This window comes from Actinoplanes sp. NPDC051343 (assembly GCF_044455125.1).
GTDB lineage: Bacteria > Actinomycetota > Actinomycetes > Mycobacteriales > Micromonosporaceae > Actinoplanes.
The window spans coordinates 1-26,012 of the sequence record NZ_JBITEL010000006.1 but is presented as its reverse complement, the minus strand read 5'-3'; the positions used below and the strand labels follow the sequence as shown (position 1 = coordinate 26,012).

Here is a 26,012-nt window from a genome sequence, read left to right as displayed (position 1 = left end):
TGCATGGCCCAGGTTGGTACCGTTCCGGGCAAACGCCAGGACGGGGACCGTCGCATGCGATTCGGGATCCTCGGGCCGCCGGAAATGTGGCGGGACGGCCGCCCGATCTCGGTCGGCGGTCCACAGCAGCGAGCCTTGCTGGCCGCGCTACTCGTCAATGCCAATCGGGTGGTGTCGGCCGATCGGCTGATCACGTACCTGTGGGAGGACCGGCCGCCGGTGGCCGCGCGCAGTCTGCTGCAGGGCTGCGTGGCCCAGTTGCGGCGCGCCTGCCGCGTGGCCGACCCGGACCGGCAGCGGCTGGTGACCCGGACGCCGGGATATGTGCTCGAGGTCGCTCCCGGTGAGCTGGATCTCGACCGGTTCGAGGCGCAGGTGGCGAGCGCTGCCGTGGCGCCTCCGGCCCGCGCGGCCGAGATTCTCGGCGCGGCCCTGGCGCTGTGGCGGGGACCGGCCCTGGACGGTGTGGAGGTCCAGGCCGCCCGAACCGATGCCGCCCACCTCGAGGAGCAGCGGCTGGCGGTCGTCGAGCAGCGGCTCGAGGCCGGCCTGCGGTTGGGCCGATATCCGACGCTGATCACCGAACTGGACGGCTACGTCCGGTCGCATCCGTTGCGGGAGCGGTTCTGGGCGATGCTGATGCTGGCCCAGTACGGCGCCGATCGGCAGGCCGACGCCCTGGCGACATTCCAGCGGCTGCGGCAGACCCTGATCGACCAGATCGGCGTGCCACCGAGCCGGAGCCTGCGCGCCCTGCAGGCGACGATCCTGGCCGGCGGCGACGCCCTGGCACCCTACCGGTCCACCCCGGACGCGGCACCGACGCCCGCGCAGCTGCCGCCCGCCGTGTCCGTCTTCACCGGTCGCGACAATCATCTGAGCGTCCTCGGCAAGTTGCTCGCCGGGGTGGACGAGACCACCGTCGTCGGCCTCATCTCGGGTACGGCCGGGGTCGGCAAGACCGCGCTCGCCGTGCACTGGGCTCACCGCGTCCGGGATCAGTTCCCGGACGGCCAGCTCTTCGTCAACCTCCAGGGCCGGCGGCCGATCGACGCCCTCGCCGGCTTCCTGCAGGCCTTTGGTACGCCCACCGACCAGATCCCGACCGAGCAGGAGCAGGCGACCGCACGGCATCGTTCCGTGGTGGCCGGACGCCGGATACTCGTGGTGCTCGACAACGCGGACAGCGCGGACCAGGTCCGGCCGCTGCTGCCCGGCGGTTCGGGCTGTCTCGTCCTGGTCACCAGCCGGGACCGGCTCGGCGGCCTGGTCGCGCGCGACGGCGCGTGGCCGATCACGCTGGACCCGCTCGCTGAGGAGGACGCGGTCACGCTGCTCGAGCGCGTGCTGGGCCCGGAACGCGTAGCCGCCGAGCCCGGGCAGGTGGCGGAGCTGGCCCGGCTGTGCGGCCGCCTGCCGCTCGCCCTGCGGATCGCCGCCGCCAACCTCGCCGGCCAGCCGGATCGCCGGATCACCGACGAGGTGATCGCGTTGTCCGCGGACGACCGGCTGGCCGCGCTCGAGGTCGAAGGTGATCGGCACAACGCGGTTCGAGCCGCGTTCGACCGGTCCTACGTCGCTCTGGACCCGGCCGAGCGGACTCTGTTCCGCCGCCTCGGTCTCGTGCCCGGGCCGGACGTGAGCGCCGAAGCCGTCGCGACGCTCGGCGGCGAGCCGCCGGCGCTCGACCGGCTCATCCGGGCCAACCTCATTCAAACCACCGGGTCCGAGCGCCATGCGATGCATGACCTGCTGCGGCTGTACGCGCGGGAACAGGCCGACGGAGACGACGCGGATGCCGTCGCCCGCCTGTTCGACTGGTTTGTCGCCGGCTGTGACGCGGCCGCCCAGAAGCTGTACCCCGCCAAACTGCGACTGCCCCGGCCGGAGCCGCCGGCCGCCTTCGACGACGCGGCGGCGGCCGCGGCCTGGCTGGACGCGGAGCGGGCCAACCTCGTCGCCGCCACCCTGCACGCGGCGGAGAAGGGCCCGTACGAGAAGGCCTGGGCTCTCGCCGACGGACTGCGCGGATTCCTGTGGCTGCGGATGCACACGGTGGACTGGCAGACCGTGGCGTCGGCCGGCCTGGCCGCGGCCACCGCCGCCGGTGATCTCGCCGGGCAGGCCGCGTGCCACCTGAGCATGGCCGACCTGGTCCGCTGTCAGGGCCGCTACCCGGAGGCGATCGGCCACTACACCCAGGCGGCGGCGCTGGCTGAGCGGGCCGGCTGGTCGATCGGCCACTCGGCAGTGCTGGGCAACCTGGGCACGGCGTACTTCTGGCTCGGCGAGCTGCCCGCAGCCGCCGAGCAATACCACCGGGCGCTGGAGATCGCCCGATCCGAGGGCCGGCTCGGCGCACAGGCCGTGCGCCTCGGCAACCTCGGCCTGGTCTCCTGGCTGCGCGGCCGGTTCGCCGAGGCCGCCGACTACCAGACCCAGGCGCTTGCGCTGAACCGGAAGCTCGGCGAGCGCGGCAACGAGGGCATCGACCTGGCCAACCTCGGCGAGTGCGAGGCCGCGCTCGGCAACCTCGATCTCGCGCGGACCCATCTGCGGGCGGCCCTCACCATTCACGAGGAGGTCGGCGACCGCGGCGCCGAGGCGGAGAGCCGGGCCGTGCTGGCCACCGTCGAACGCGACGCCGGCCACCTCGACGAGGCGTTGCGCCTGGCGCGGGCCGCGGTCGACCTCACCCGCGAGGCCGGTGAGAACCAGATCGCCGCCAACGCCCTCAACGTGCTCGCCGGCGTCCACCTGCGGTTCGGCGACATCGCCAAGGCGGCCGCCGGGTACGAGGAGGCGCTCCGGTCGGCGCGGGCGACCGAGACCCGGCACGCGGAGCTCGGAGCGCTGCTCGGCCTGGCCGCGGCGGGTGTCGCCGCCGGCGATGCGGAGCGGGCACGCGCGTACGCGAAGCAGGCGCTCGGGCCCGCCCGAGCCGGTGGATATCGGGTTTTCGAGGCGCATGCCGAGGCAGCGCTGGCGGCCGCCGCAATGAACGCCGGTGATGCGGAGACGGGGGCGCGGCACGCCCGGTGTGCTCTTGACATCTATCAGGCGAGCGGGCACCGGCTCGGGTCCGAGGAGATGGAGACCATGCTCGGCCGCCGGCGTTGACCGGCGGCCGAGCAGGAGTCAGCTCCGGGTCAGGGTGTAGTCACCCACGCCGTGCTGATTCGTGATCACGACTCCGTACCAGCCGGAGATCGCCGGTGTGAAGGACAGGAACTCGGTGGTGCCGGGGCCGTTGCCGGTGCTCGAAGCCGACGCCGCCGACCGCGATCGGACGAAGGTGGCGGGGTTGCCGGGGTCGTCGCCCATCACGAAGAGCCCCGGATCCTGGTCCACCGTCGACGGGGTGACCGAGAAGAGCACCGGTGCGCCGGCGGTGAGGAAGGTGTCGCGGACCGCGACCAGGTCGGCCGGCATGTGCACGATCTGCGACGAGCCTGGCGCCAGGATGTTCCGGTTCTGGGCGACCTCGATGTTGTACGGCAGTCCACCGGAGAAGTTGTTGACGCGCGGGTAGTAGTCGCCGAACGACCGCCGGTTGGAGTCGATCGCCACGAAGTCGACGACGTCGGCCGCGCCCTGGCTGGAGGCCAGGGGAAGCGTCTCGGCCCGGTCGTCGTAGACGGTCAGGTCCACGTCGGCCGCTACCGACGGCACCACGGCGACCACCGACCAGTCGGCCGTGGTGGTGTTCATCGAGAAGTTGTGCGGGGCCGGCACCGGGCGGGCCAGGGCCTGGTTGTCCGGCAGCGGATCCCGGAAACCGTAGTCGATGGTGTTCTGGTAAACCGACGCCAGCGCGCCGGTGTCGCTCACGTTGAACCCGTCGGCGATCCGGCTGTTCCAGAAGGCCGAGAAGTTCGGGCTGACGTGGTGGGTGAAGGTGAACCACAGGTTGCCGAAGCCCTCGGAGGAGCGGTCCCAGATGGGCTCGTTGGCCGAGTCCTGGATGTCGAGCATCGCCCCGGTCACCCGCATCTCCACCGTGTCGCCGCGCGCGGCGGCGTCGGACCAGCCCTGGTCGTCCAGGTTGCGGACCGAGCCGTCCCGGAAGTGGTAGAAGTTGTCGTGGTAGACGGCCATCCCGAACCAGTCCGCGAAGCCCTCGGTCCAGGCGCAACCGGCCGACGACGACACCGCGATGTCCGGATGCGGGAAACAGCTCGGCGCGCTCGGGAAGGCGTCGCTGTAGACGTCGTCCATGACCGCGTGCCCGATCTCGTGCGCGGTGACCATCGCGACGTTCGGGGCGTCGGCGAGCAGGTGGACGATGTTCGTGTCGGGGGTGTAGTTGTTGCCGAGGGTGGAGTCCGGCGTCCAGCTGATCTTCAGCTGTCGGCAGGCGACGTCCTTCTGATCCCAGCACGTGTTGGTGGGTTTGGGGATGAACTGCCAGGCGTCGTTGGCCTCGTCGAAGGCGTGCAACCCGCGATAGACGGCCGGGTCGCTGGTCCGGGATCCGACGTTGACGGTGACTCCCGGCGTCACCGTGTGGATCTCGGTCGTCCATCGGTACTGGTTGCCGCTGAGGTCCTGCACCTGCCACGAGTCGTTCGCCAGGATGAAGCTGGCCGAGATCCGGGTGCCCTTCGAAGAGTCGAAGCAGATGGTGAAGTTGCCGTTGGAGTCGGTAAGCGCGCCCCCGACGCGCCCGTTGACCGCGTCGTTGATGACGACGTTGACGTTCATCTCGTTGTGCCAGGAATTGTTCTGGTCGAAGTAGCCCCAGTTGCCGGTGACGTTGGTGTCGCAGGCCAGCGAGGGACTCGGGGTGCCGGCCACGCTGCGCAGCTTTTGCCCGGCCGGCCGCTGGAACACCTTCGTCGGCGTCACCCGCACGGCCGGCTGATTCCCGCTCTTGGTGAGCGCACCCAGCCGCGACGCTTTGCCGGCGCCGGCCACGGTCAGGAACACCGAGTCGCCGGCGGTCTGGGTGTCGTTGCCGTCCCCCGCGGCTGCCCGTACGGAAATCTCGCCGAAGCCTTCGGCGACTGCCTTGACCACGCCGGTGAGGGTCACCGGTTTCCCGGCGCCCGGTGAGACCGTCGATTCGGCCGGCTTCCGCTCCCAGGCCAGCTGCTCCGGCAGGGTGATGGTCACGTCGGTGCCGGGAAGGGCCCGGCTCGCCCGGATCGTGACAGTCAGGGTCGCCGTCGCGCCCACCGACGGCACCCGATCGAGTTTCGCGGTGACGCCGACACAGCTGGCGAACTCGCTGGTACCCGACGGAATTACCGCACAGGGTGTGGCCGTCGCCCGCGGAGGATCCGGATTCCCCTTGCCGGGGTCGGGATCGGCGGCCGCGGGTGTCGCGAAGAGGATCATCGCCAGTGTCCCCGCCACCCCTGCCGCAATCTGCTTTCGTCTATCGCCGAGGCTCATTCAAAACTCCCGATCATGATGGGTTCACCGTCGGCGCGACGTTGCCAGTGGGCGATGGGCAAATGGTGGGCGAACGATGGGAGGCCCAGCTCCACCGCGTTCGTCAAGACGCTGAGCGCCCGATCATCGATAACCTCAAATTCCCTGAGGATCATTTCACGCGGGGAACGGCGGGTGCTTCCATCTGTTAATCAGTCTTACTAACGTACACGGAGGAACCCGGGCCATGTCATCCCCCCGTACGCGCATCGCCGTCGCGACCGCCGCGGCTCTCGCGCTCGCCCTTCCGATCGGCCTCAAGACCGCTGATGCGGCCACGGCGCCCGCCAGTGCCAAGACCCAGGCCGCCGCTTCGTTCACGGCCGCCGAGGTGCTGACCGGCGTGCAGAAGAACATGACCGCCGCGAAGCAGGTCAACACCAAACCCCACATCAACACCATGACGCGCGCCCACCCACGCGTCACGATGCGGCCGGCCTGGTCGTCCTGCAGACATGGCACTCGCATTTACCCGCCGCGGCGCCGGGGAGCCGCTGATCCTGCTGCACGGCATCGGCTCCGCTCGCCAGGCCTGGGACCCCGTCCTCGACCGGCTCACCGAGCGATTCGACGTCATCGCCGTCGACCTGCCCGGCCACGGCGAATCCCCGCCGCTGCCCTCGCGCGTCGAACCACGGCCGGACGCCATCGCTGCCGCGGTGGCCGCATTCCTTGACACCCAGGGCATAGCGACTCCGCACGTGGCCGGCAATTCGCTCGGCGGCTGGGTCGCCCTCGAGCTCGCCGCCGCCCGCCCGCTCCAGTCGCTGACCCTGGTCTCTCCGGCCGGGCTGTGGCACGGCCGAAGCCCGCTGTACAACCGGATCAGTCTGCGCACCACCCGATGGCTGGCCAAGCACCTCACCACACCGGCATGCCGCCTCGTCCGGTACCGCGCCGGCCGGATCGCCATCCTCGGCCAGACCCACGGGCAACCGTCCCGGATCACCGCCGCCTACGCCCGCACCGCCGTACGGTCGATGGCCGGCGCCACCGGCTTCGACGCGACCATGAAAGCCACCGAGCCGCGCTGCTACCGCGCCGGCCCACCCATCGACGCGCCGGTCACCGTCGCCTTCGGGTCGCGTGACCGCCTCCTGCTCCCCCGCCAGTCCCGCCACCTGGACGAACTGCCGCCGGGAACCTGCGTCGGCGAGCTGCCAGGCTGCGGACACGTCCCGATGGCCGACAATCCCGGCGCCGTCGCCGCGCTCATCATCGCCGCTACCGAGAGGCCCTGCGATACCAACCTATCCTGACAGGTCTGCACACGGCTCGCTGTTGCCGTCGGATGCGAGCACGCCGCCGGCGGCGCACACCACATCCCAGATCAGGTCCGGCGCCGTCCCATCGCGAGCACCTCGCGACACGGATGTCGTGTGAGCAGATCACCCTACGATGCGCAATGTAGATCTCTTGCGGCAACCACCGTGTGAATTTCTCTCGTGTTGGGCCCGGACACGTTAACCTCCACCAAGGTCATTCACGTTTGCGGGATGGTTTTGGTGGGGGTTTTTCGTTGTCCGCCGCGGGATCGCGATCGACAGCTGTAGTTGACCGCTTGGGTCCTCGACTGAGGGCGGCTCTGGCTCTGCGGTGGGAACGTCGAGGGTGATGCTGACCGGGGTGCACACGATGGTTATCCCCCGCTCTCGGAGCTGACGCGCGAGCTCACGGACACTGATGGCGGCCGCATCAACGCCGAGCATGTGCGCGAGCTGGATGGTGGCCTGCTCGATGAGCTGGTCCTGCCGCACGAACAACGTTTTCGGGGGATCGGGCAGGGCGTCGCTGGCGCTGGTGCGTCCGTGCCGGCACCGGTAGCGAGCCCGCCCGTGCGCCCAATGCCCTTCCGCCCGCCGCCCGCACAGCCCGCAGATCACCAGGCCGGTCAGCTGATATCGATCGGGATTCGCGTCGTCCGGTACCGAGAGCGCGCTGACCTGCTGTGCCCGAAGGAATGCATCCTCGCTGACCAGCGCGGGATGCACACCCGGCGGCGAGATCACCCACTGATCACGCGGGTTCCAGCCGCGGGTCGGCTTACAACCGACCGGCCGACTCGACTTGTCGCCGGGCCGTCGCTCGTGGTGGTCGATGCTCTGGCGTTTCCAGACCTGCCGGCCGGTGTAGCGCGGGTTGGCCAGGATCGCCGCCACGGTCCGGACCGTCCAGGTGGAGCGTTGACGGTGCCGGTTGCGGTCCGGGTCATGCGCTGCCGGGGAAAGGACACCCAGTGCGTTGAGCGTGCGGGCGATCCCGGCGGTGCTGTTTCCGGCGAGACGTTGCGCGAAGATCCACCGCACGTGCGGGGCATTTCCGCGTCCGGGTCGAGCCGCAGCAGCCGCCGACCCCAGAGCGCGTGTTGCCCGTTGGGGTGCGGGCCCGCGTCGGCCAGCCGATACCCGTACGGCGGCCGCCCACCCAAATGCCGACCCTGCAGCCGGACCTGCGCGCTCATCGCCGCGGTGGTGCGGCGTCGAGTGCGAAGCACTTCCCGCGCGGACTGCTGCCCGAGCAGTCCGAGTAGAGCTTGGTGGGCGGGATCGGCGAGATTGACAGGACCGTCGAACTCGGCCAACCACACCTGCACCCGCACGCATGCAGCTGTGCGATGATCGGCTTTGCTTGTTTGTCGGCGAAAGCACGCTCGAACTCACCGATCACTACGGCGTCGAACGGGCGATCGGGTCGCGCGGCGGCGCGCAGCAGAGCAGCGGCTTGTGGCCGGTGGTGCCAGGGCAGGCTGCGGGAGTGGCGACGTCGAAGAACTCGACCACGATCCGGCCGTGACCGTCGATCACCCGAACCGCGTCGTCGCGCTGCCACTCCCGCGACGTCTCCGGGTCCTGCTGCCGGCCGGTCGACGTACGGCCGTAGAACGCGAAACGCAGACCCGCGTCCGAATGAGCCCGGTGGCGGCGACCGCGGACGCGGGGCGGTGTCGATCGAGCCTTCAGCCACGATGCGAGCTGCGGGCCTTCGTTTGCTGGCAGGGTGATGGACATGACGGTCACCTCGGTTCGAGGCCGAACAGATGCCGATCGCTATGCCCACCAGGAACCTGCCGACGACGCCACTCCGGTCGATGTCACCGCGCCGGAGTACGGATGTAGTCCGGAAGGCTGACGTAAGAGCTAACCGCCTTCTCCGTCGCGGCGGATGCTGACGAGCAAGAACGGCATATCCGATCGGCTGCGGCAGGGCGGCGCATCGCAGAATCAGGTCTGCTCCGGCAGACTTCATGAGGTGGAGTTGACGAGAACGCGCACGGGCCTCGCCCGGACGCAACGCATGTTGCAGGACCTGGCCCGGCACGGTGCGGACTCGGTCGGCTTCCGTGATCGCATCCCGTACGTGCTCGACCTGATGGCTGGAGTCACCCGCACAATTGACGCGGAAAGCCATGGGCATCGCACTGCCGCGTTCAGCGCCTGGTGGACGAATCTCGATCGGGCCGAGCAGCGTGCCATCACCGACATACGCAATGCCGAACTCAAGGAACTGGACACTCGGACCTCGATGCGGCAACGGACGACCACGAACGCCGACCCGGTTGATTTCTCCGACCTGACGGTCAACCCGGGAGACACCGTCACCCGGATCTTCTGGACCTTCGATGGTGGGCCGCTTCATGACGCGCCTGTTCTCGAGGCCTGAGCGGATACCGCGATCACCTCGGCGAACTGGTGGATCAGGCCGAGCAATTGCTGGCCGACGCCTGATCAGGCGGCAGAGGCCACCGGACCCATCCCTGGAGAAAAACCTGGGTTCCCGGCAACCGGTCAATACTCCTTTGACGGGTCCGCCGGAGTTTCCTGGGTCGAGGAATCCTGAACGGCAAAGGCGTTGCGCACCAGCAGCCTAAGTCGTCGTCGCAGGTTGCTCATTGTCGTGGAAGGCGGGAGCTGTGCAGGCCCCCGCGCAACAGCGCCGCCGTGGTCGTGGCGCTTCGGTTTCTGGCTCTGCTTTCGACCGCTACGTCACGGCGATGATGAACGGGTGCCCAGTGAGCTGGTCGGAGACAGGAGTGTGTGGAGTGCTGGAGATGACGGTGGTGTGTCGGCAAGCCACGCACCGCTAGGACGATGCCGATCCCGGCGACCGTGACACGCGTCGCGGGTGGAGTCGGATGCGGCTGAGCAGCAGCAGTGACGGCATGAGCAGTGCGACGAGGATCAGCTGGGTCAGCTCGATGCCGAGGTCGAAGCCGAGCAGGCTGACGACCAGTGGGCCTCGGCCGAGATCGAGGCCGCCTAGCAACGCGGCGAACGCCAAGCCGTGCATGAGCCGAAGCCAGCGGCGACGGCGACCCGGTAGCGGGGTGTGCAGGAGCATGACCAGGAACAGCAAGCGGTCGACGCCTTCGGCGATGTGGCGATGTGGCGATGTGGCGATGTGGCGATGCCAAGGCGTACAGCGGCGAGAAACCCGGTCTCTTCGGTGGCGCAGGCCGCGGGTACGGCGATGGTGTGCTGCTGCCAGTCCAGCAGGCACAAGGTGGCGTAGGTGTCCGCGCCGACGGAGCGCAGCGAGACGAGGATCTGGTGCGACAGCAGGTGGTGCACGATCCCGTCGTAGGTGAGGTGATAGTCGCCGACCCCACGAAGTTTCCCGTGGGAACGACCCCAGGTCTTGGGTCACCGACCATCGCTCAGTCGTCGTTCTTGCCGTGCAGCCAGGTCCGGGCCTCGCGATAGAAGTCCTCGACGAGTGCCGGTTCGTCGTCACCGGGCAGATCGTCGGGAACGGGATACGCGGCGTCCCGGTTCAGGTAGGTGAGGTGGCGGTACGACGGACGTGCCGCGGCGAGTCGTTCCGGGTCCAGTTGCAGGACCGCATCCGGGGAAACCGGGTCGATCCGGTCCTTCTTGTAAATGGAATCGAAGGTGCGCAGCCTCCATTGCCCGTCGCGTCGTTCCACCCGAGAGAAGAACCGGCCCCAGGCGACCACATCACATTCGACGCCTTCGACATGCGGGCGGATGTGGATCTCGCCGAGGCTCTCAACGAGTGCCCGGTCACCCTCAACCTCACTCCGGACGGGAATGATGACGTGGAATCCGCCGCCGCGGGTGCGTTGCCGTTCCCGGGACACCTTCGCGAACTCGGCGATGCTTCCGGTGAACCAGGTGACGCGGACTACCGAGTCGGGCCAGTAGAGGTTTTCCATGGTCTCGAAGTCGCCGGTGTCCCGGGCGAGACGTTCCCGCTGGACGAGTGCGGACAGCTCCCGCTCGATGATCGGGTCGGGCAGATCAAGTGGTGTGTGTTTCATGCGGGGCTCCTGGATCTGATCGGCGCGCCGCGATGAAGTCGGCGTCGGCCTCCGTGCTCGAGGTGATGCGCCGCTTGAGGTGGGCGTCTCCCCGGCGGTGTTCGTTGCGGGCGTAGTGGTCGAGCAGCACATCGCGGCCGAGGTCGTTGTCGAGGTCGCGCCAGACGGCGTGCATGTGCTGCCCGGCCGCGACCGCGTTGTCCGACTCGACGAGTAGGCCCTTGGTCGAGACCCGGAAGTAGTACGCGGTGTCCGGGCGCTCCCCGCCGGCCCACGCGAAGGTGAGCAGCTCGGCGGACTCCGACTCGACGACCGCGCGGTACTGCTTGCTGAGCTCGTCCGGACCGGTCTCCACGAAGTGCAGAAGCAGTTCCCGCGCGTACGCGAGATCGTCAGCGCTCAACTCCGCGCCGTTCAGACCGCTCGGCTTGTGCCGCTCGAAGCGCAGCGCCCAGCGGTCCTCGTCGTCGATGGTGTACGACTCGATCCCGAGGTCCACGTGGTCGGGCAGTTCGACGTCACCGACGTACGGGACCTGCCGGGTGGTGAAGTCTGCTGGCGCCACCGGATGGATGTGCGCGGCTTTCCGCTGGTCGGCGTTCAGCCGGCGGAACAGGTCGAACGCCATCGTCTGGCTCTGGCCGAGCGGGTTCAGCACGCCCGCCGGGAACGGCTGCGCGCCCATCGCGACAGGGGTGACGGTCAGCTGTTCCTGGCCGACGATCGTGAAGTTGAACCCGATGTGGTGACCGATGATCCGCCAGCCCCAGGTGTCCTCGAAGGCCGGCCGGCCGAACCAGCTGAACAGGTACGCCTCGGGATCACGGAAGTCGGCCGCGTAGACGCCGAAGCCGCGCTGGACGACCTCGGTCTCGCGGAGGATGTTCTCGGTCGCCATGATCGCCAGCGCCTGGCTGTACCCTCGCAGGCTCAGCCCCGACCGCAGCAGGGTGTGCGCCAGCGCCTTTTGATGGCGGTCGAGCTCGAACAGGGCGATGCCGGTGCGGTCGGGCTTCGGGATGAAGTCCCAGTCGATCCGGCGTGAGTCGTCGAATCCGAACAGCGCACGATCACGCTGATCGCCGGAGAAGCTGTTCAGCAGCGACCAGGTCGCGAACAGCATGTCCCGGATGGCGCCCGGCGCCCGGTAGGTCATGCCCATGTCACCCCTCCATGGCTCAGGCGAGCGCGTTACCCAGGGAAACCGCGTGTCGGGTGACCGCGTCGAGCGTGTTGAGCTTGTGCTGCCGGGCTGCGATCTCGATCGTGTCGGCGTCGGCCCGCGCCTCGAGCAGGTCCAGCAGGCCCTCGTGCTCGGCCACCGACTGGACCGCGCGCCCGGGCGCGTGCGTGAAGGCGGACCGGCGGATGAAGTCGAGCCGCGACCACTCGGTGTCCAGCAGTGCGATCAGGTGCTTGTCGGGAGCCTTACGAAAGATCATCGTATGGAACTGGCGGTTGAGGTTGGAGAACCGCATCGGGTCGAAGTCGGCGAGTGCCTCGGACATCTCCCGGTTCACCTGGCGGGCGCCGGCCAGGTCGGCCGGGGTCAGTTCCTCGGCGGCGAGGGCGGTGGCGAGCCCTTCGAGCCGGGCGAGCAGGCGCATGGTCCGCGTCCACTCCCCCTTGTCGAACGTGGCGACGCGAGCGCCGACGTTCGGGATGATTTCGATCCAGCCCTCGGCCTCGAGCCGCCGCATCGATTCGCGCCACGGGATGGTGCTGATGTTGGTCTCGCGCCCGAGCTGATCGATGACGAGCCGGTGTCCGGAGCCATACGTACCGTCAAGGATGCGCCCCTTGAGCAGGTCGTAGCAGATGTCGGTCCGCGTTGCCATTCCGTTCACCATCTTTCGCATAGCAGGCTCAAAAATTGCGTAATATATCGTATGCGATTGTTAACCTGCGGCATCGTACCGAGTGAGCCACGCCTCGTTCATCGGGAAGAGCCCGTCGACCGGTTCACCCTCGGCGATCCGGGCCGCAATCCAGGCATCCCGGATCCCGTCCTGCTCTGCCTCGGCCAGCACCTCGTCGACCAGCGCGGCGGGCACCACGAGCACACCGTCGGCGTCACCCACGACCAAATCGCCCGGGACCACCGCGGCGCCGCCGCACGCGATCACCACGTCGGTCTCCCACGGAACGTGCCGCCGGCCGAGCACGGACGGGTGCGGGCCGCTCGCGAACACCGGCAGGCCGGTGGCGACGACCGCCTCCGCGTCGCGCACCCCGCCGTCGGTCACCACCCCGGCCGCACCCCGGTACCGGGCGCGCAGCGCGAGGATGTCGCCGAGGGTGCCCGCCTCCGGCCGGCCTCTCGCCTCGATGACCAGGACCTCACCTGCGCCGACGGAGTCGAACGCCTGCTTCTGCGGGTTGAAGCCGCCGCCCCGCGCAGCCAGCAGGTCGGGGCGGAACGGAACAAACCGCAAGGTACGGGCGGGTCCCGCGAGCCGCATGCCGGCCGCGAGCGGGCGTACGCCGTCGATGAACACGTCGTGATAGCCGCGCTTGCGCAGCGCCGTGGACAACCCCGCGGTGCCGACGGCGCGAAGCCGGTCGATCATTGACGTCCCCCTTCTGAGGTGAACTGGTCGGCGAAGGCCTCGGAACCACGTGCGAGCAGCGTGACGTCGGCACCCACCAGGATGAAGGAGGCCCCCGCGCCGAGGTATCGGCGCGCCGTCGCCGGATCGAACGCGTTCACGCCGACCGGCACGCCGAGCCTGCGGCCGACCGCGATGCAGTATTCGACCGCGGCGACGACGTCGGGATGTGTCTGCTGCCCGATCAGCCCCATCGACGCGGCGAGGTCGCTCGGCCCGACCAGGATCCCGTGCACACCGGTGGTCGCGATCGCGTCGACCTGCTCGACCGCCTCGGCCGTCTCGATCTGTACGAACACCGAGACCGTCCCGGCGGCGTCGGCGAGGTAACCGTCCACCCGGTTCCAGCGGGCGGCCCGCCCGAGGGCGCTGCCGACGCCGCGCACCCCGTGCGGCGGGTAGGTCACCGAGCGGACGGCGGCCACCGCGTCGGCCTGCGATGAGACCATCGGCACCAGCAGGTTCTGCGCCCCGAGATCGAGCACCTGCTTGATCACCACCGGGTCGTTCACCGGCACTCGCACCAGCGGCGTGATCGGGTAGCCGGCGACGGCCTGCAACTGCGCGAAGACCGACTCGAGGCCGTTCGGGGCGTGCTCCATGTCGATCAGCAGCCAGTCGAGGCCGCTGCCGGCACAGATCTCGGCGACCAGGGCGCTACCGGAGCAGACCCACATCCCGACGGCGGCGCGGTCCAACTCCGCCAGGGTGGCCGCGAACGGCCGCGGCAGGCTCAGGCGAACCGGCATGACACCGCTCCGAGATCGCGATAGTCGCCGAGGATGATGTCGCCGCGCTGGACCCAGATCGGCCGGGTGAAGCTGCCGGCCAGCACGATCTCGCCGCGCTCGAGGCTGTCGCCGTAGTGAGCCAGCTTGTTGGCCAGCCAGGCGACGCCCATCGCGGGGTGCCCGAGGACCGCGGCGGCGACGCCGGACTCCTCGATCGTCTCGTTGCGGTAGAGCACGGCGCTTACCCACCGCAGGTCGACGGCCGAGGGCGCGACCGGCGAGCCGCCGAGCACCACCCCGCCGAGCGCCGCGTTGTCGCTGATCGTGTCGACGATCGTGCGGCCCGCGAGCTCGATGCGCGACGACAGGATCTCCAGCGCCGGTACGACGTACTTGGTCGCGTCCAGCACGTCGAACAGCGTCACGTCCGGGCCGATCAGCTTCTCGCCGAGCACGAAGGCGAGCTCGACCTCGATCCGTACACTGGAGAACCGGTCGAATTCGATCGTCGAGCCGGACTCGTAGATCTGGTCGGCGAACACCGCCCCGTAGTCAGGCTCGGTGATCCCGGTGGCCGCCTGCATCACCTTCGAAGTGAGGCCGATCTTCCGTCCGGCGTGGCGGCGCCCGGCGGCCACGCCGCTCGCGTGCCAGATCCGCTGCACCGCGTAGGAGTCGTCGACCGTCATGTCCGCGTAGCGGGCGGTCAGCAGCGGCAGGACGCCCCGCTCGTGCTCGGCACGGGCGAGTTCGTCCGCAATCTGTTGATGCACGGTCGGGTCGAGCACGATGTCTCCGTCTCTTTACGGGAAATCAGGCCGAGATCGGCAGGTTGAACAACCGGATCGCGTTGCCGGCGAGCACCAGGTCGCGGTCGGCGTCGCCGATCTCGAGGGTGTCGCGGACGAACTGAACGCCCTGGCTCATCCAGCCGTAGAAGACCGGGAACGACGAACCGAACAGGTAGTGGTCCGACCCGTTGACCTTGAGGGCACACTCGACCTGGTCCTTGCCCCACGAGTGCGGGTGGGTGAGGTCGAAGAAGATGTTGTTCTCGAGGTAGCCCTTGATCTTGTCGCCGCCACCGGAGTCGAGCCGGTTCATCGCCTCGGACTTGTTCGACTTGTGCGGGGTCAGCAGCGCGGTATTGGCGAAGAAGTTGCCGCCGAGCATGGTGTGGATCATGCGCAGGTTGGGGAACTTCTCGAACATGCCGCTGAACAGTTCGCGGCCGACGGCGATGCCCTGGTCCATGATCCGGCCGTACTCGCGCCGGAAGTTGGTGTAGTCGATGATGGACTTCCACTCGACCGGCAGCGGCGTGTGATGCACGATCACCGGCACGTTCAGCTCGTTGAGCACCTTCAGGTACGGCTCGAAGACCTCGTCGTCGAGGTAGAGCTCGCCGTAGTGACAGGCGAGCTGCACGCCGACCGCGCCGTACTCCTTCACGCACCGCTCGACCTCGTAAACGTTCTCCTTACCGCCCCACGGCGGGACGCAGGCGGTCGCGAACAGGCGCCCGTTGGAGCGCTTGACGATGTCGAAGGCGTTGTCGTTGACCGCCTTGCAGGTCTGAAGGTCCAGCCACTCCTGCCAGACCGGCACCCGCATGATGCCGTAGTCGACACCCGCGTCGTCCATCGCGGCGAGCTTCGACTCGGCGGAGTAGTCGCCCTCGACGTAGTTGAGGTTCGGGTAGCCCTTGGGCTTCTCGAGGATGAGCTGCTTCTTGCCGCTGTCCATGGTGGCCACGCGGGCGATCTCGCCGAAGCCGCGCGGCGCCGAGTCGAGGAAGCCGTTGAGGATCTTCGGGTTGGTGAACAGATCCTCCGGCAGGTGGTGGATGTTGATGTCGACGACGGTCATGAACAAGCCCCTTCTTTGGCGCCCCGCAGCGGGCGGCGATCGGTGCCGGCGAAAATCGCGGCGACGATGTCATCGGGCCGGCTTGGCCCGCAGAGTTCCTGATCGACCCGGCCGCCCGAGAAGACGAGGATCCGGTCGCAGAGCATGGACAGCTCGTTCTCGTCGCTGCTGGCCACCAGAACCCCACAGCCCGCGGCGGCGGCGTCCTTGACCGCGGTGACGATCACCTCCCGAGCGCCGACGTCGACGGCCTGGGTCGGCTCGTGCAGAGCCAGCAGCTTGGGACCCCGGGACAGCCACTTGGCCAGGACCACTTTCTGCTGGTTGCCCCCGGAGAGCTTGCCCACCACGGCATGCGGGTCGCGGGGACGCAGGTCCAGCCGCTCGAGCCAGGGCGTCAGCTCGGCCAGCTCGGCCCGCCGGCGGATCGGCATCAGCCACGCCCCGCGGCCGCCCGTCCGGGGCAGGGCCGCGTTCTCGCAGACGGTCTGTTCCATCGCGAGCCCGGCACCCTCCCGGTCGCCGGGCACCAGCACGATGCCCGCATCAATCGCATCCACCGGGGTGAGATGGTCCAAATCGACCTGGCCGCCGGCCACGACCAGCTTGCCCGCCGTGGCCCGTTCGACGCCGGCGAGCACGTAGGGCACCTGGTCGTAACCGGAGTCGGCGAGGCCGGTCAGGCCGACGATCTCGCCCGGCGCGACCCGCACGGCGACGCCGTCGAGCCGGCCGCTGACCACGTCGGCCAACTCGGCCGCCGGCTCCTGCCCGGCCCGGGCGTGGCCGCCGCCGGAACTGATCTCGTCCAGCACCCGGCCAAGCATCAGCTTCGCGAGGCCGGCCGGCCCTTGCGAGGCGACGGGCAGACCGGCCGAGACGACTTCGCCGTCGCGCAGCACCGTGACCCGGTCGGCGACGTCGGCGACCTCCTCGAGCCGGTGCGAGATCAGCAGAGCGGAGGTGCCGGCCCGGACCACGCCGTCGAGCACGTCGTAGAAGTGTTCGAGCGACTGGCGGGACAGTGCCCGGGTGGACTCGTCGAAGATGATCAGCCCGCCGCCCTCCGGGGTGTCCTGCAGCGCCCGCGCGATCGCGACCGTAGCCCGGTCCTCCTCGCTGAGACGGTGCACCGGCACGTCGAGCGCGACGTGCCGGCCGAGCCGGTCGAACATCAGCGCGGCCGCCGCGGCCTCCTGCTTCCACTGGATCCGCCGGGTGAACCGGCCGGCGCGCAGGCGGCCGACCCGCATGTTCTCCAGCACGCTCATCTCCGGCACCAGCCCGAGGGACTGGTGCACGACCGCCACCCCGTGGGAGCGCGCCTCCAGCGGCCGGACCGGCAGCCGCAACGACTCCCCGTCGACCTCGACCCGGGCGCCCGGCTCAGCGGCGTAGAGCCCGGTCAGCACCTTCACCAGGGTCGACTTCCCGGAGCCGTTCTGTCCGATCAGCGCGTGGATCTCCCCCGCGCCCACCTCGAAGCCGACGTCACGCAGGACCCGGTTGCGGCCGAAGGTAACCGAGACCCCCTCGATCCGCAGGCGGGAACTCAACTCAGACCCCAGAGCTTGAGGAACGAGCCGGTGTAGTCGGTCGGGCCGAACCACTCGCCGGAGGCCTCCGCGGCCGAGGTGAGCGGGACGCTGCCGATGTTGTCCCGGGTGAACAGCCGGATCGGGATGGTGTACTCGGGCAGCTTGTCGCCGCTGGTGCCGGTCATCATCCGCAGCACCGCGTCGGCGTCGACCCAGCCCTGGTACGCCGAGGCCTGCCCAACCGAGGCGTACAGGAAATTCTTGGCCGACATCATCTTCAGGCCCGACAGCTGGGCGGCGCCGGAGACACCCTTGACCGCGGCGATCTTGCCGGCCTGCTGCACACCGCCCAGCGTCGGCTGCAGGTACTGGTCGAACTCGGAGACCACATACTTGGCGTTCGGGTTCTTCAGCAGCGCCGAACTGGTCGAGGACGGGATCAGCGAGAAGTTCGCCGAGGAGATCGCGTTGATCGTCACCGTGCAGCCGGGACATTCCTTGGTGAACTCGTCCTTGGCCGCGGCGACGAACGCCACCGGCGACGGGCCGTCGGTGCTCTGATTGATGACGACGTTCGCCTTGCCGCCGGAATCGCTGATGATCCAGTCCGCGACCGCGACCATCTGCGCAGAGCCGGCCGCGTAGACGTAGCCGAGCCTCGCCGCCGCCGGGTGCGCACTGTCCGCGGTCTGGTTCGTGTTGAGCACCGGGATCCCGGCCGCGATGGCCGCGCTGAAGGCGTTGGCGGCGATGACGTACGGGATGGCGTCGGTGATGATCGCCCCGGCCTTCGCCTGCGTCGCCTGGGTGAGGCAGGCCGCGATGCCGGTCGGGGTGGCGTTGCCGTTGCAGACCTGCAGCTTGATGCCGACCTTGCCGAACGCCGACTCGAGGGCGGCCTGAGTGACCGCGAACTGCGGCGACTGCTGGGTGATCGGGATGTAGTAGACCGTCTTGCCCTTGAGGGCGTCGACCCCGGAGATCTGTCCGGTGGGAACGGGATAGCTGTCGCCGGCCTTTTCGAGCTCGGCGACCTTGGTCGCCAGCGGTGACGAGGCCGCTGACGCGCCGGACGAGGTGGAGCCGCCGGTGGTCCCGCTGGAGCACGCGGCGAGCAGGAGGGTGGTCGCACCGACGAGGACAAACTTGATCGTGGACATGGAACCTCCAGAGGGGACGGAGAGATTCAGCGAACCTTGCGGTGCAGCAGCGTCGAGATCGTCACGGCGATCACCAGAACGCCGCCGTAGAAGACCGAGGAGACCCAGCCGGAGGCACCGAGCAGCTGGAGCCCGAGGATGCCGGTGGCAAGGAAGTACACGGCGAGCAGCGTGCCGAGCGGATTGAACTTGCCCGGCTCGAGGATTGCCGTCCCGAGGAAGGTGGCCGCGAAGATCGGCAGGAGGTAGGACTGCGAGACCGACGCGTCGAACCCGCCGGTGGCCGCGGCTGAGATCACGCCGCCGACACCGGCGATCAGGCCGGCGGCGGTGAAGGCGCCGAGCCGCAACCGGTTCACCCGGACGCCGGCGAGCCGGCTCACTTCCCGGTTGGCCCCGACGAAGCGCATGTTGCGGCCCAGCGGGGTGAACTTCATGACGTACGCGAAGGCGAGCATCAGCAGCAGGCCCTCGTAGAACCCGACCGGGAGCCCGGCGATGTCGAACAGGGCGATCTGGGCGAAGCCCGACGGCAGTCCCGAGATCGGGGTCAAGTTGGTGATCCACAGACCCAGGCCGAGCAGGAACGTGCCCATGCCCAGTGTCACGACGATCGTGTTCACGCCGAGCCGGACCGTGAGCCAGCCGTTCACCAGGCCGACGAGCGTGGACGCGGCGACCGCGGCCAGGGTGGCCGCCCAGACGTTCCAGTGCAGGTTGACGTTCAGCACGGCGACGAGCACCGCGGCGAAGCCGAAGTTCGACGCCACCGACATGTCGACAAACTCGCCGACGATGATCGTGCACAGCAGTGCGGCGGTCAGGAACACCAGCGCCTGCTGAGATCCGAAGATCGTTTGGAAGGTGCCCTCCGTGAGGAAGGTGTCGGGCCGCAGGGCGGCGTAGAGCACCGCCAGGACGAGCCAGAAACCCACCGCCGCGAAACGGGAGCCGAGGTGACCGAGAGACAGCGAGCGGTGCACGGGCTCGTTCGGCGTTGACGCAGGCAGTTCGACGACGCGAGCGCCCGGATGAAGTGTCTGAATGCTGCGGATTTTCATCTCGCCCCCTGAGGGTCGGCAGCGGACCGATCCGCAGCTCTACCAGCGGATGAGGCGAAAGCGTATACGATGTCGTCTGCGACACACAACGAAATCCTGCGATTCTTCGTATACGAAATTTGACATGCTCGAGGTCAAGCTGTTGATGCCGTGCACGATTTCACATACGATCCGGTCACAGTCACTGCCGGTACCCCCATCGCGGAGCAGTCGCCGGCGGTTTCGGAGCGCCAACCCGGAGCACCAAGGAGCACCGATGCTCGACATCGCCATCATCGGAGCCGGTCCCGGCGGTCTCATGACCGCGTTACGGCTGCACCAGCAGGGCCTGCGCCCTCGCATCTACGAGTCTGTCGCGGCGCTGAAGCCGCTCGGCGTCGGCATCGACGTGAAGGTCTACGCCACCAAGGAGCTGGACGAGCTCGGCCTGCTCGACGAGTTCCGCGCGATCTCCGTCGACGCCCAGGAGTCGCTGTTCTTCAACCGCTACGGCCAGGAGATCTACGCGGAGCTCTGTGGCGTGCACATGGGCTACCTGTACGAGCAGCGCTTCGTGCACCGCGGCCACTTCCAGATGTTCCTGTATGCCAAGGTCCTCGAACGCCTCGGCCCGGACGTAGTCGTGCTCGGCACCCGCCTGATCGACTATGCGCAGGACGACGACGGCGTCACCCTGAGGTTGCGGCACGCCAACGGCAGCACCGCCGAGGCCCGGCACGACGTCATGATCGCCTCCGACGGGATCAAGTCGGTCGTCCGCCGCGAGATGCACCCGGAGAGCGCCGAGCCGACCTACTCCGGCATCACCATGTGGCGCGGGACGACGCTGATGAAGCCGTTCAAGACCGGCGGCACGATCCTGCACATCGGCGACCCCCGTCTGTCGAGCATGATCGTTTACCCCCTGCGGGACGACTTCGAGGGGACCGGGCTGACCCTGGTCAACTGGGTTGTCGAGGCGACCCGCGAGGAGTCCGTCGAGGACTGGAACCAGCGTGGCTCGGTCGAGGAGATCCTGCCCTACTACGACGACTGCGAGATCCCGTTCCTGGACGTGCAGGAGATGCTGCGCAACGCCCGCGAGGTCTACCTGTTCCCGCTGATCCGGCACGAGCCGCTCGACTCGTGGTGCGACGGCCGGGTGACCCTGCTCGGCGACGCGGCACACGCGATGTATCCGCGCGGCGGCAACGGCGCCTGCCAGGCGCTGGTGGACGGACGCGTCGTCGCGGAGAAACTCGCGACGATCAGCGACCCGGTCGCGGCGCTGCAGGCGTACGAGGACGAGCGCCGTGAGGCGGTCAACCGGATCGTGATGGCGCACCGGGGCGAGGGCTACGAGGTGATCCGGCGGATGGTCGCCGAGCGCACCGACGGGCAGCGCTTCGACGACATCGAGAAGGTGCTCCCGCTGGCTGAGGCCGACGGGATCTTCAGCAAGTACCACAAGCTCGTCGGCCAGGAGCGTCCCGGCTGGGAGGCCGGCCAGGCGACCGGGTTCCGGTCCGCATGAACTACCAGGACTATCTGATCCCGGCCGATTCGCCGCGGTTGATCGAAGGCCGCGGGCTCGACCCCTGGACGTATTCGAAGCCGATCCGGCAGTCCGAGCGCGCCCAGGGCCTGATCAAGATGTGGCAGGACCTCTACCACGAGCCGTTCCGCGGCGTCACTACCGACGGCACCCTGCTCGAAGGCCGGTACGCGCTCGCCGACGAGGGCTTCGACGCCCGCACGGCCACCGCGGCCGCGACTGCCCTGATCGACACGCTCAGCGAGGGTGAGCGGGCAAAGGCCTGCTATGCGATCGACGCTCCCGAGTGGCGCGACTGGTACAACCCCGAATGGCCGATGAACTCGCACGGCATCCGGCTCGACGAGGTCGACGACCGGGTACGGGACGCGGTCACCACGCTCATGCGGGCCTGCTTCAGCGACGACGGCTACCTCAAGACTGAGCAGGTCCGCATCGCGAACCTGTTCCTCGGCGAGCTGTACGACCTGCGCACCATCATGAACGAGTGGAGCTACCACTTTCTGCTGTTCGGGGAGCCCAGCGAGACCGAGCCCTGGGGCTGGAATCTCTACGGGCACCACCTGGCGCTCAACTGCCTGATCATCGGCGGCCAGATCGTCGTCTCCCCCACCTTCCAGGGCGCCGAGCCGACCGTCATCGACCGCGGCGACGGCCACCAGTTCGAGCTGTTCCAGCGGGAGGCGTTGACCGGCATCGAGCTGATGCGCTCGCTGCCGTCATCGCTGCAGGACCAGGCGCAGACCTACCGCGAGATGCGCGATCCGGCGATGCCGGACGGACGCTGGCACTTCGCCGACGAACGCCAGCTCGGCGGCGCCTACCAGGACAACCGGATCATCCCGTACGAGGGGATCAGCGCCCGCTCCCTGCAGAGTGCCCAGCAGGGAATGCTGCGGGACGTGGTGGCCAGCTTCCTGGACCTCCTGCCGCAACGGCCGTTCGATGCCCGCATGCGACAGATCGAGGCGGCGCTCGACGAGACCTGGTTCAGCTGGATCGGCCCCACCGACGGCGTCTCACCCTTCTACTACCGCGTACAGAGCCCGGTCGTCCTGGTCGAGTTCGACACCCACAGCGGCGTCTGGCTCACCAACACCGAGCCGGCCCGCTTCCACGTGCACACCCTTGTACGCACACCCAACGGTAACGACTACGGCAAGGACCTGCTCCGGCAGCACTACGCCGAGGCCGACCACCACACCGGGAACACGCATGGATCCTGAACAGACCACCGCCGCGCTGTACGCCGTCGAGCGGCGCCGACAGCAGGCACTCCTCGACGGCGACCTCGACACCCTCGACGAGCTCTTCGACGACTCGCTGGTGCACATCCACGCCCCCGGCGTCGTACACGACAAGGCGCAGCTGCTGGAACACACCGGCACCCGGCGCGCCTATCTGGAGATCACCCGCGGCGACCTCCACATCCGGCTGTTCGACGACGTCGCGATCATCACCGGCCCGATCACCAACCGGCTGCGGACGGCCGAAGGTGGGGAACGCACGCTCGCGGGCGTCGCGACGCAGGTGCTTCGCCGCGACGAACGCAGCGGCTGGCGGTTCGTCAGCTTCCAGATGACCCCGTACGGCGAGCAGGCCTGGCCCGCTTTGGCCTCAGAGGAGGAAAAGCCGTGAAGATCGCCCGCTTCCGTACGCCCGGAGCACCGGCCCGCCTCGGCAAGGTCGTCGGCGACCACGTGGTGGAACTCCCGGGCGCCGGTGACTCGCTACGGGACCTGCTGCCCCGGCTGGCCGAACTACGACCCGCGCTCGAGGCCGCCGACGGGCCGAGCCACCCCCTCGCCGGCGTGCTCCTCGAAGCCCCGATCGACAACCCCCAGAAGTACTTGGCCATCGGGATGAACTACAAGGCGCACGCCGAGGAGGCCCGGGCAGCCGGCATCCCGGTCCCGGTCCATCAGCTCTGGTTCAACAAGCAGGTGTCCTGCATCGCCGGCCCGTACGACGACATCGTCAAACCGGTCGTGTCCGAGCAGCTCGACTACGAGATCGAGCTCGCCGTGGTGATCGGTGCCCGCTGCCGTAACGTCGCCGCCGGGGACGCCCGGTCGGTGGTCGCCGGCTACCTGGTCGCCAACGACGTGTCGGTACGCGACTGGCTGATGGCCCGGTCCCCCACCTTCACCCTCGGCAAGTCGTTCGACACCCACGGCCCGATCGGCCCCTGGCTGACCACCGACGACGAGATCGACGACCCGCACGGCCTGTCCCTGCGGCTCACCGTCAACGGCGAGGAACGCCAGAACTGGACCACCGGCGACATGATCCACAACATCTGGGCGCAGATCGCCGAACTCACCACCGTCATGACCCTGATGCCGGGCGACATCCTGGCCACCGGCACCCCGGCCGGCATCGGCGCCCCCACCCGCACCTGGCTGCGGCCCGGCGACGTGGTGCGAGCCGAGATCGAGGGCCTCGGCGCGATCGAGAACCGCGTCGTCGCCGCCGGGTCGTCATGACCAAGCGCCGCAGCGTCCACATCGGCGGGTTCGAGCACGCCAACCCCGTGCCGGCCGCCAGCAGGATCGACCGCTTCGTGTTCTCCGGCGCGATCACCGGCCGCGACCCGCAGACCCGGGATATGCCGGCCGACCTCGGCGCGCAGTGCGCGAACATGTTCCGGCACGTCCGCGAGATCGTCGAGGCGGCCGGCGGCAGCCCGGACGACATCGTGAAGATGACGGTCTGGCTCCGCGACTACCGCGACCGGGACGCGCTCAACGAACAGTGGGAAGCCATGTTCCCGGATCCGGACAGCCGGCCCGCGCGACACGCCCTAGCCGCCACCTTCGACGGGGACACGCTCGTGCAGTGCGACTTCATCGCCGTCCTCGGCGACTCCCGTCCCGGAGAAAAATGATCAACGAAACGGAACTGCTGAGCCGGGTGCCGACCCGGGTGCTGATCGACGGCGCCTGGACCGACACCGCCGCCGACTTCGGCGTTTGGAACCCCGCGACCGGCGACGAACTGCTCCGCATCGCGGACGCCACCGCCGAGGACGGCCTCCGCGCCCTCGACGCGGCCGTGGCGGCGCAGGAATCCTGGGCCGCCGAGGCGCCCCGGCGCCGCGCCGAGATCCTCCACCACGCGTGGGAGCTGCTGATCGCGCGGGAGGACGAATTCGCGCTGCTCATGACCCTCGAAATGGGTAAGCCCCTCACCGAGTCCCGCGGCGAGGTCCGTTACGGCGGCGAGTTCCTCCGCTGGTTCGCCGAGGAGGCCCCCCGCATCGCCGGCCGCTACCAGCGCAACCCCGCCGGGACCGGCACGATCGTCGTCTCCCGGCGGCCGGTCGGCCCCTGCTACTTCATCACGCCGTGGAACTTCCCGCTCGCGATGGCGACCCGCAAGCTGGCGCCGGCCCTCGCCGCCGGCTGCACGGTCGTGGTGAAGCCGGCCGAGCTGACTCCCCTCACCACCCTGCACTTCGCGGCCCTGCTGCAGGAAGCGGGGGTGCCGGCCGGCGTGGTCAACGTCGTCACAACCACGGCGTCAGCCGCGGTGAGCGCGCCTATCATCGCCGACCCGCGACTGCGGAAGCTTTCTTTCACGGGCTCCACGCCGGTCGGCCGCCGGTTGCTGCGCCAGGCCGCGGACACCGTTCTGAAGTGCTCCATGGAACTCGGCGGCAACGCACCCTTCCTCGTCTTCGAGGACGCCGACCTCGACCTCGCCGTCGAGGGCGCGCTCGCCGCCAAATTCCGGAACTCGGGCGAGGCCTGCACCGCCGCGAACCGTTTCCTGGTGCACGAGTCGGTGGCCGACGAGTTCGCCGGACGGCTCGCCCAGCGGGTCCAGGCGATGCGCGTCGGCCGCGGCACCGACGAGGGCGTGGCGATCGGGCCGCTCATCGAGCAGAAAGCGATCGAGAAGGTGCACGGCCTCGTCACGGACGCCGTGCACCGCGGAGCGAAGAAGCTCTGCGGCGGCACGCCGGTCGCGGCGCCGGGAACGTTCTACTCTCCCACCGTGCTGAGCGACGTCCCGGACGGCGCGGCCATCCTCACCGAGGAGATTTTCGGCCCGGTCCTCGCCATCGCCTCCTTCACCGACGAAAGCGAAGCCGTGCGGCGGGCTAACGACACCGAATACGGCCTCGCCGCCTATGTCTACACCAACGATCTCGCCCGCGGGCAACGCATGATCGACCGCATCGAGTCGGGAATGATGGGCCTGAACGTCGCCGCGATTTCGGATGCGGCCGCGCCGTTCGGGGGTATCAAACAATCCGGCCTCGGCCGCGAAGGCGGCGGCGAGGGCATCAACGAATATCTCGAGACGAAATACACCCTGATCCCCTCGGCCTCGCCGCGACCTTGAACCAACTGGAGAAAGCGATGAGTGAAGCTCAGACAAGTACCGCGACGGTACCGACGGGCCGGCCGGGCCGGTACGGCAAGCAGCTGGTCTCGCACCTGTCGCGCCGCGGCCCCGGCGAGTGGGACGAGGCGCAACAGAACGGGACGCTCGACCTGAGAGGGCGTCTGATTCACGTATTTTGTGTGTTATGTGATTTGGGGGTCTCGCCAGGTTGGGGTGGTTTCGCCGGTGGCTCGGCGGGTGAGGGTGTCGATCATGGCGATGCGGATCATGTTTTCTGATGTGGTGGGCAGGGTTTCGTAGTCGCGGGCGAGGCGGCGGTGGTGCATGAGCCAGCCGAGCGTGCGTTCTACGACCCATCTGCGTTTGATGATCGTGAAGCCTTTGACTTGGGGATCCTTGCTGACGATCTCGACGTCGACGCCGAGTGTGGCGCCGTGTTCGAC

At 68.9% G+C, this 26,012-nt stretch carries 24 protein-coding genes; 9 read left to right on the top strand and 15 right to left on the bottom strand.

The genetic code is table 11. The annotated features are described in order from the left end of the window. The first annotated feature begins 54 nt into the window (after positions 1-54). Complete coding sequence (locus tag ACIA5C_RS20230; protein ID WP_396056729.1) at positions 55-3,120, top strand: AfsR/SARP family transcriptional regulator; 3,066 nt, start codon at positions 55-57, stop codon at positions 3,118-3,120. Positions 3,121-3,138: 18 nt separating this feature from the next. Here ACIA5C_RS20230 and ACIA5C_RS20225 read toward each other — a convergent pair whose 3' ends face one another. Next, positions 3,139-5,340, bottom strand: coding sequence for a hypothetical protein (locus ACIA5C_RS20225; protein WP_396056727.1), 2,202 nt, complete (start codon positions 5,338-5,340; stop codon positions 3,139-3,141). 551 nt (positions 5,341-5,891) lie between these two features. On the opposite strand from ACIA5C_RS20225, the gene ACIA5C_RS20220 reads away from it, so the two are divergent. Continuing rightward, on the top strand, positions 5,892-6,695 hold the full coding sequence (locus ACIA5C_RS20220; RefSeq protein WP_396056725.1) for an alpha/beta fold hydrolase: 804 nt from the start codon (positions 5,892-5,894) through the stop codon (positions 6,693-6,695). A 204-nt stretch (positions 6,696-6,899) separates the two neighbouring features. Here the strand turns inward: ACIA5C_RS20220 and ACIA5C_RS20215 are convergent, their stop codons facing one another. Beyond that, on the bottom strand, positions 6,900-8,039 hold the full coding sequence (locus ACIA5C_RS20215; protein WP_396057670.1) for a recombinase family protein: 1,140 nt from the start codon (positions 8,037-8,039) through the stop codon (positions 6,900-6,902). Positions 8,040-8,102: 63 nt separating this feature from the next. Then, on the bottom strand, positions 8,103-8,444 hold the full coding sequence (locus ACIA5C_RS20210; RefSeq protein ID WP_396056723.1) for a hypothetical protein: 342 nt from the start codon (positions 8,442-8,444) through the stop codon (positions 8,103-8,105). 154 nt (positions 8,445-8,598) lie between these two features. Between ACIA5C_RS20210 and ACIA5C_RS20205 the strand changes: the two genes are divergently transcribed. After that, complete coding sequence (locus ACIA5C_RS20205) at positions 8,599-9,096, top strand: hypothetical protein (protein ID WP_396056721.1); 498 nt, start codon at positions 8,599-8,601, stop codon at positions 9,094-9,096. Positions 9,097-9,516: 420 nt separating this feature from the next. Here ACIA5C_RS20205 and ACIA5C_RS20200 read toward each other — a convergent pair whose 3' ends face one another. From ACIA5C_RS20200 to ACIA5C_RS20150, 11 genes are all read right to left on the bottom strand, one after another. Beyond that, positions 9,517-9,789 (bottom strand): HupE/UreJ family protein, encoded by a 273-nt coding sequence (locus tag ACIA5C_RS20200; RefSeq protein WP_396056719.1) that lies wholly within the window; start codon positions 9,787-9,789, stop codon positions 9,517-9,519. Between the two features lie 301 nt (positions 9,790-10,090). Then, positions 10,091-10,714 carry a nuclear transport factor 2 family protein gene (locus tag ACIA5C_RS20195; RefSeq protein WP_396056717.1) on the bottom strand — a complete coding sequence of 208 codons (624 nt, stop codon included), beginning with the start codon at positions 10,712-10,714 and terminating at the stop codon, positions 10,091-10,093. Beyond that, positions 10,695-11,876: a DUF3500 domain-containing protein gene (locus tag ACIA5C_RS20190; RefSeq protein ID WP_396056715.1), complete on the bottom strand. Its 1,182-nt coding sequence runs from the start codon at positions 11,874-11,876 to the stop codon at positions 10,695-10,697. The genes ACIA5C_RS20195 and ACIA5C_RS20190 overlap by 20 nt, the downstream gene beginning before the upstream one ends. Before the next feature lie 16 nt (positions 11,877-11,892). Next, on the bottom strand, positions 11,893-12,552 hold the full coding sequence (locus tag ACIA5C_RS20185; RefSeq protein WP_396056713.1) for a GntR family transcriptional regulator: 660 nt from the start codon (positions 12,550-12,552) through the stop codon (positions 11,893-11,895). Positions 12,553-12,612: 60 nt separating this feature from the next. Beyond that, entirely contained in the window at positions 12,613-13,284 is a 672-nt protein-coding gene (locus tag ACIA5C_RS20180) for a hypothetical protein (RefSeq protein WP_396056711.1), read from the bottom strand. Next, a complete protein-coding gene (locus ACIA5C_RS20175; RefSeq protein ID WP_396056709.1) occupies positions 13,281-14,072 on the bottom strand; it encodes an HpcH/HpaI aldolase/citrate lyase family protein in 792 nt (263 codons plus the stop codon). The genes ACIA5C_RS20180 and ACIA5C_RS20175 overlap by 4 nt, the downstream gene beginning before the upstream one ends. Next, entirely contained in the window at positions 14,057-14,842 is a 786-nt protein-coding gene (locus ACIA5C_RS20170) for a fumarylacetoacetate hydrolase family protein (RefSeq protein ID WP_396056707.1), read from the bottom strand. Before ACIA5C_RS20170 ends, ACIA5C_RS20175 begins: the two co-directional genes overlap by 16 nt. Positions 14,843-14,867: 25 nt before the next feature. Then, a complete protein-coding gene (locus tag ACIA5C_RS20165) occupies positions 14,868-15,923 on the bottom strand; it encodes an amidohydrolase family protein (RefSeq protein WP_396056705.1) in 1,056 nt (351 codons plus the stop codon). Next, a complete protein-coding gene (locus ACIA5C_RS20160; RefSeq protein WP_396056703.1) occupies positions 15,920-17,479 on the bottom strand; it encodes a sugar ABC transporter ATP-binding protein in 1,560 nt (519 codons plus the stop codon). Before ACIA5C_RS20160 ends, ACIA5C_RS20165 begins: the two co-directional genes overlap by 4 nt. Beyond that, a complete protein-coding gene (locus tag ACIA5C_RS20155; RefSeq protein ID WP_396056701.1) occupies positions 17,476-18,621 on the bottom strand; it encodes a sugar ABC transporter substrate-binding protein in 1,146 nt (381 codons plus the stop codon). The genes ACIA5C_RS20160 and ACIA5C_RS20155 overlap by 4 nt, the downstream gene beginning before the upstream one ends. Positions 18,622-18,647: 26 nt before the next feature. After that, a complete protein-coding gene (locus ACIA5C_RS20150) occupies positions 18,648-19,604 on the bottom strand; it encodes an ABC transporter permease (protein WP_396056699.1) in 957 nt (318 codons plus the stop codon). 334 nt (positions 19,605-19,938) lie between these two features. Here ACIA5C_RS20150 and ACIA5C_RS20145 point away from each other — a divergent pair, with 334 nt between their 5' ends. Genes ACIA5C_RS20145 through ACIA5C_RS20120 form a run of 6 tightly spaced genes read left to right on the top strand, consistent with a single transcriptional unit; the run spans position 19,939 to position 25,566 of the window. Next, the gene (locus tag ACIA5C_RS20145; RefSeq protein ID WP_396056697.1) at positions 19,939-21,195 is read left to right on the top strand and encodes an FAD-dependent monooxygenase; all 1,257 of its coding nucleotides are present in this window, start codon (positions 19,939-19,941) and stop codon (positions 21,193-21,195) included. Next, positions 21,192-22,442 (top strand): DUF3500 domain-containing protein, encoded by a 1,251-nt coding sequence (locus ACIA5C_RS20140; protein ID WP_396056695.1) that lies wholly within the window; start codon positions 21,192-21,194, stop codon positions 22,440-22,442. The genes ACIA5C_RS20145 and ACIA5C_RS20140 overlap by 4 nt, the downstream gene beginning before the upstream one ends. Continuing rightward, entirely contained in the window at positions 22,432-22,854 is a 423-nt protein-coding gene (locus tag ACIA5C_RS20135) for a YybH family protein (protein WP_396056693.1), read from the top strand. The genes ACIA5C_RS20140 and ACIA5C_RS20135 overlap by 11 nt, the downstream gene beginning before the upstream one ends. Next, positions 22,851-23,702, top strand: coding sequence for a fumarylacetoacetate hydrolase family protein (locus ACIA5C_RS20130; RefSeq protein WP_396056691.1), 852 nt, complete (start codon positions 22,851-22,853; stop codon positions 23,700-23,702). Before ACIA5C_RS20135 ends, ACIA5C_RS20130 begins: the two co-directional genes overlap by 4 nt. Further along, positions 23,699-24,103 (top strand): RidA family protein, encoded by a 405-nt coding sequence (locus ACIA5C_RS20125; protein ID WP_396056689.1) that lies wholly within the window; start codon positions 23,699-23,701, stop codon positions 24,101-24,103. The genes ACIA5C_RS20130 and ACIA5C_RS20125 overlap by 4 nt, the downstream gene beginning before the upstream one ends. Then, positions 24,100-25,566 carry an NAD-dependent succinate-semialdehyde dehydrogenase gene (locus ACIA5C_RS20120; protein ID WP_396056687.1) on the top strand — a complete coding sequence of 489 codons (1,467 nt, stop codon included), beginning with the start codon at positions 24,100-24,102 and terminating at the stop codon, positions 25,564-25,566. Before ACIA5C_RS20125 ends, ACIA5C_RS20120 begins: the two co-directional genes overlap by 4 nt. Before the next feature lie 185 nt (positions 25,567-25,751). Here the strand turns inward: ACIA5C_RS20120 and ACIA5C_RS20115 are convergent. Further along, positions 25,752-26,012 (bottom strand): transposase (locus tag ACIA5C_RS20115; RefSeq protein WP_396056685.1); only part of this gene is annotated, 261 nt, incomplete at its 5' end.

Excerpts from the sequence above, each read along its gene's own strand:
- ACIA5C_RS20220 (WP_396056725.1), top strand. The coding sequence starts at position 5,892 with ATGGCACTCGCATTTACCCGCCGCGGCGCCGGGGAGCCGCTGATCCTG.
- ACIA5C_RS20155 (WP_396056701.1), bottom strand. The coding sequence starts at position 18,621 with ATGTCCACGATCAAGTTTGTCCTCGTCGGTGCGACCACCCTCCTGCTC.
- ACIA5C_RS20190 (WP_396056715.1), bottom strand. The coding sequence starts at position 11,876 with ATGGGCATGACCTACCGGGCGCCGGGCGCCATCCGGGACATGCTGTTC.
- ACIA5C_RS20225 (WP_396056727.1), bottom strand. The coding sequence starts at position 5,340 with ATGATCCTCTTCGCGACACCCGCGGCCGCCGATCCCGACCCCGGCAAG.
- ACIA5C_RS20230 (WP_396056729.1), top strand. The coding sequence starts at position 55 with ATGCGATTCGGGATCCTCGGGCCGCCGGAAATGTGGCGGGACGGCCGC.
- ACIA5C_RS20195 (WP_396056717.1), bottom strand. The coding sequence starts at position 10,714 with ATGAAACACACACCACTTGATCTGCCCGACCCGATCATCGAGCGGGAG.
- ACIA5C_RS20175 (WP_396056709.1), bottom strand. The coding sequence starts at position 14,072 with ATGCCGGTTCGCCTGAGCCTGCCGCGGCCGTTCGCGGCCACCCTGGCG.
- ACIA5C_RS20215 (WP_396057670.1), bottom strand. The coding sequence starts at position 8,039 with ATGCGTGCGGGTGCAGGTGTGGTTGGCCGAGTTCGACGGTCCTGTCAA.
- ACIA5C_RS20135 (WP_396056693.1), top strand. The coding sequence starts at position 22,432 with ATGGATCCTGAACAGACCACCGCCGCGCTGTACGCCGTCGAGCGGCGC.
- ACIA5C_RS20125 (WP_396056689.1), top strand. The coding sequence starts at position 23,699 with ATGACCAAGCGCCGCAGCGTCCACATCGGCGGGTTCGAGCACGCCAAC.
- ACIA5C_RS20120 (WP_396056687.1), top strand. The coding sequence starts at position 24,100 with ATGATCAACGAAACGGAACTGCTGAGCCGGGTGCCGACCCGGGTGCTG.
- ACIA5C_RS20165 (WP_396056705.1), bottom strand. The coding sequence starts at position 15,923 with ATGACCGTCGTCGACATCAACATCCACCACCTGCCGGAGGATCTGTTC.
- ACIA5C_RS20180 (WP_396056711.1), bottom strand. The coding sequence starts at position 13,284 with ATGATCGACCGGCTTCGCGCCGTCGGCACCGCGGGGTTGTCCACGGCG.
- ACIA5C_RS20145 (WP_396056697.1), top strand. The coding sequence starts at position 19,939 with ATGCTCGACATCGCCATCATCGGAGCCGGTCCCGGCGGTCTCATGACC.
- ACIA5C_RS20140 (WP_396056695.1), top strand. The coding sequence starts at position 21,192 with ATGAACTACCAGGACTATCTGATCCCGGCCGATTCGCCGCGGTTGATC.
- ACIA5C_RS20210 (WP_396056723.1), bottom strand. The coding sequence starts at position 8,444 with ATGTCCATCACCCTGCCAGCAAACGAAGGCCCGCAGCTCGCATCGTGG.
- ACIA5C_RS20205 (WP_396056721.1), top strand. The coding sequence starts at position 8,599 with ATGCTGACGAGCAAGAACGGCATATCCGATCGGCTGCGGCAGGGCGGC.
- ACIA5C_RS20185 (WP_396056713.1), bottom strand. The coding sequence starts at position 12,552 with ATGGCAACGCGGACCGACATCTGCTACGACCTGCTCAAGGGGCGCATC.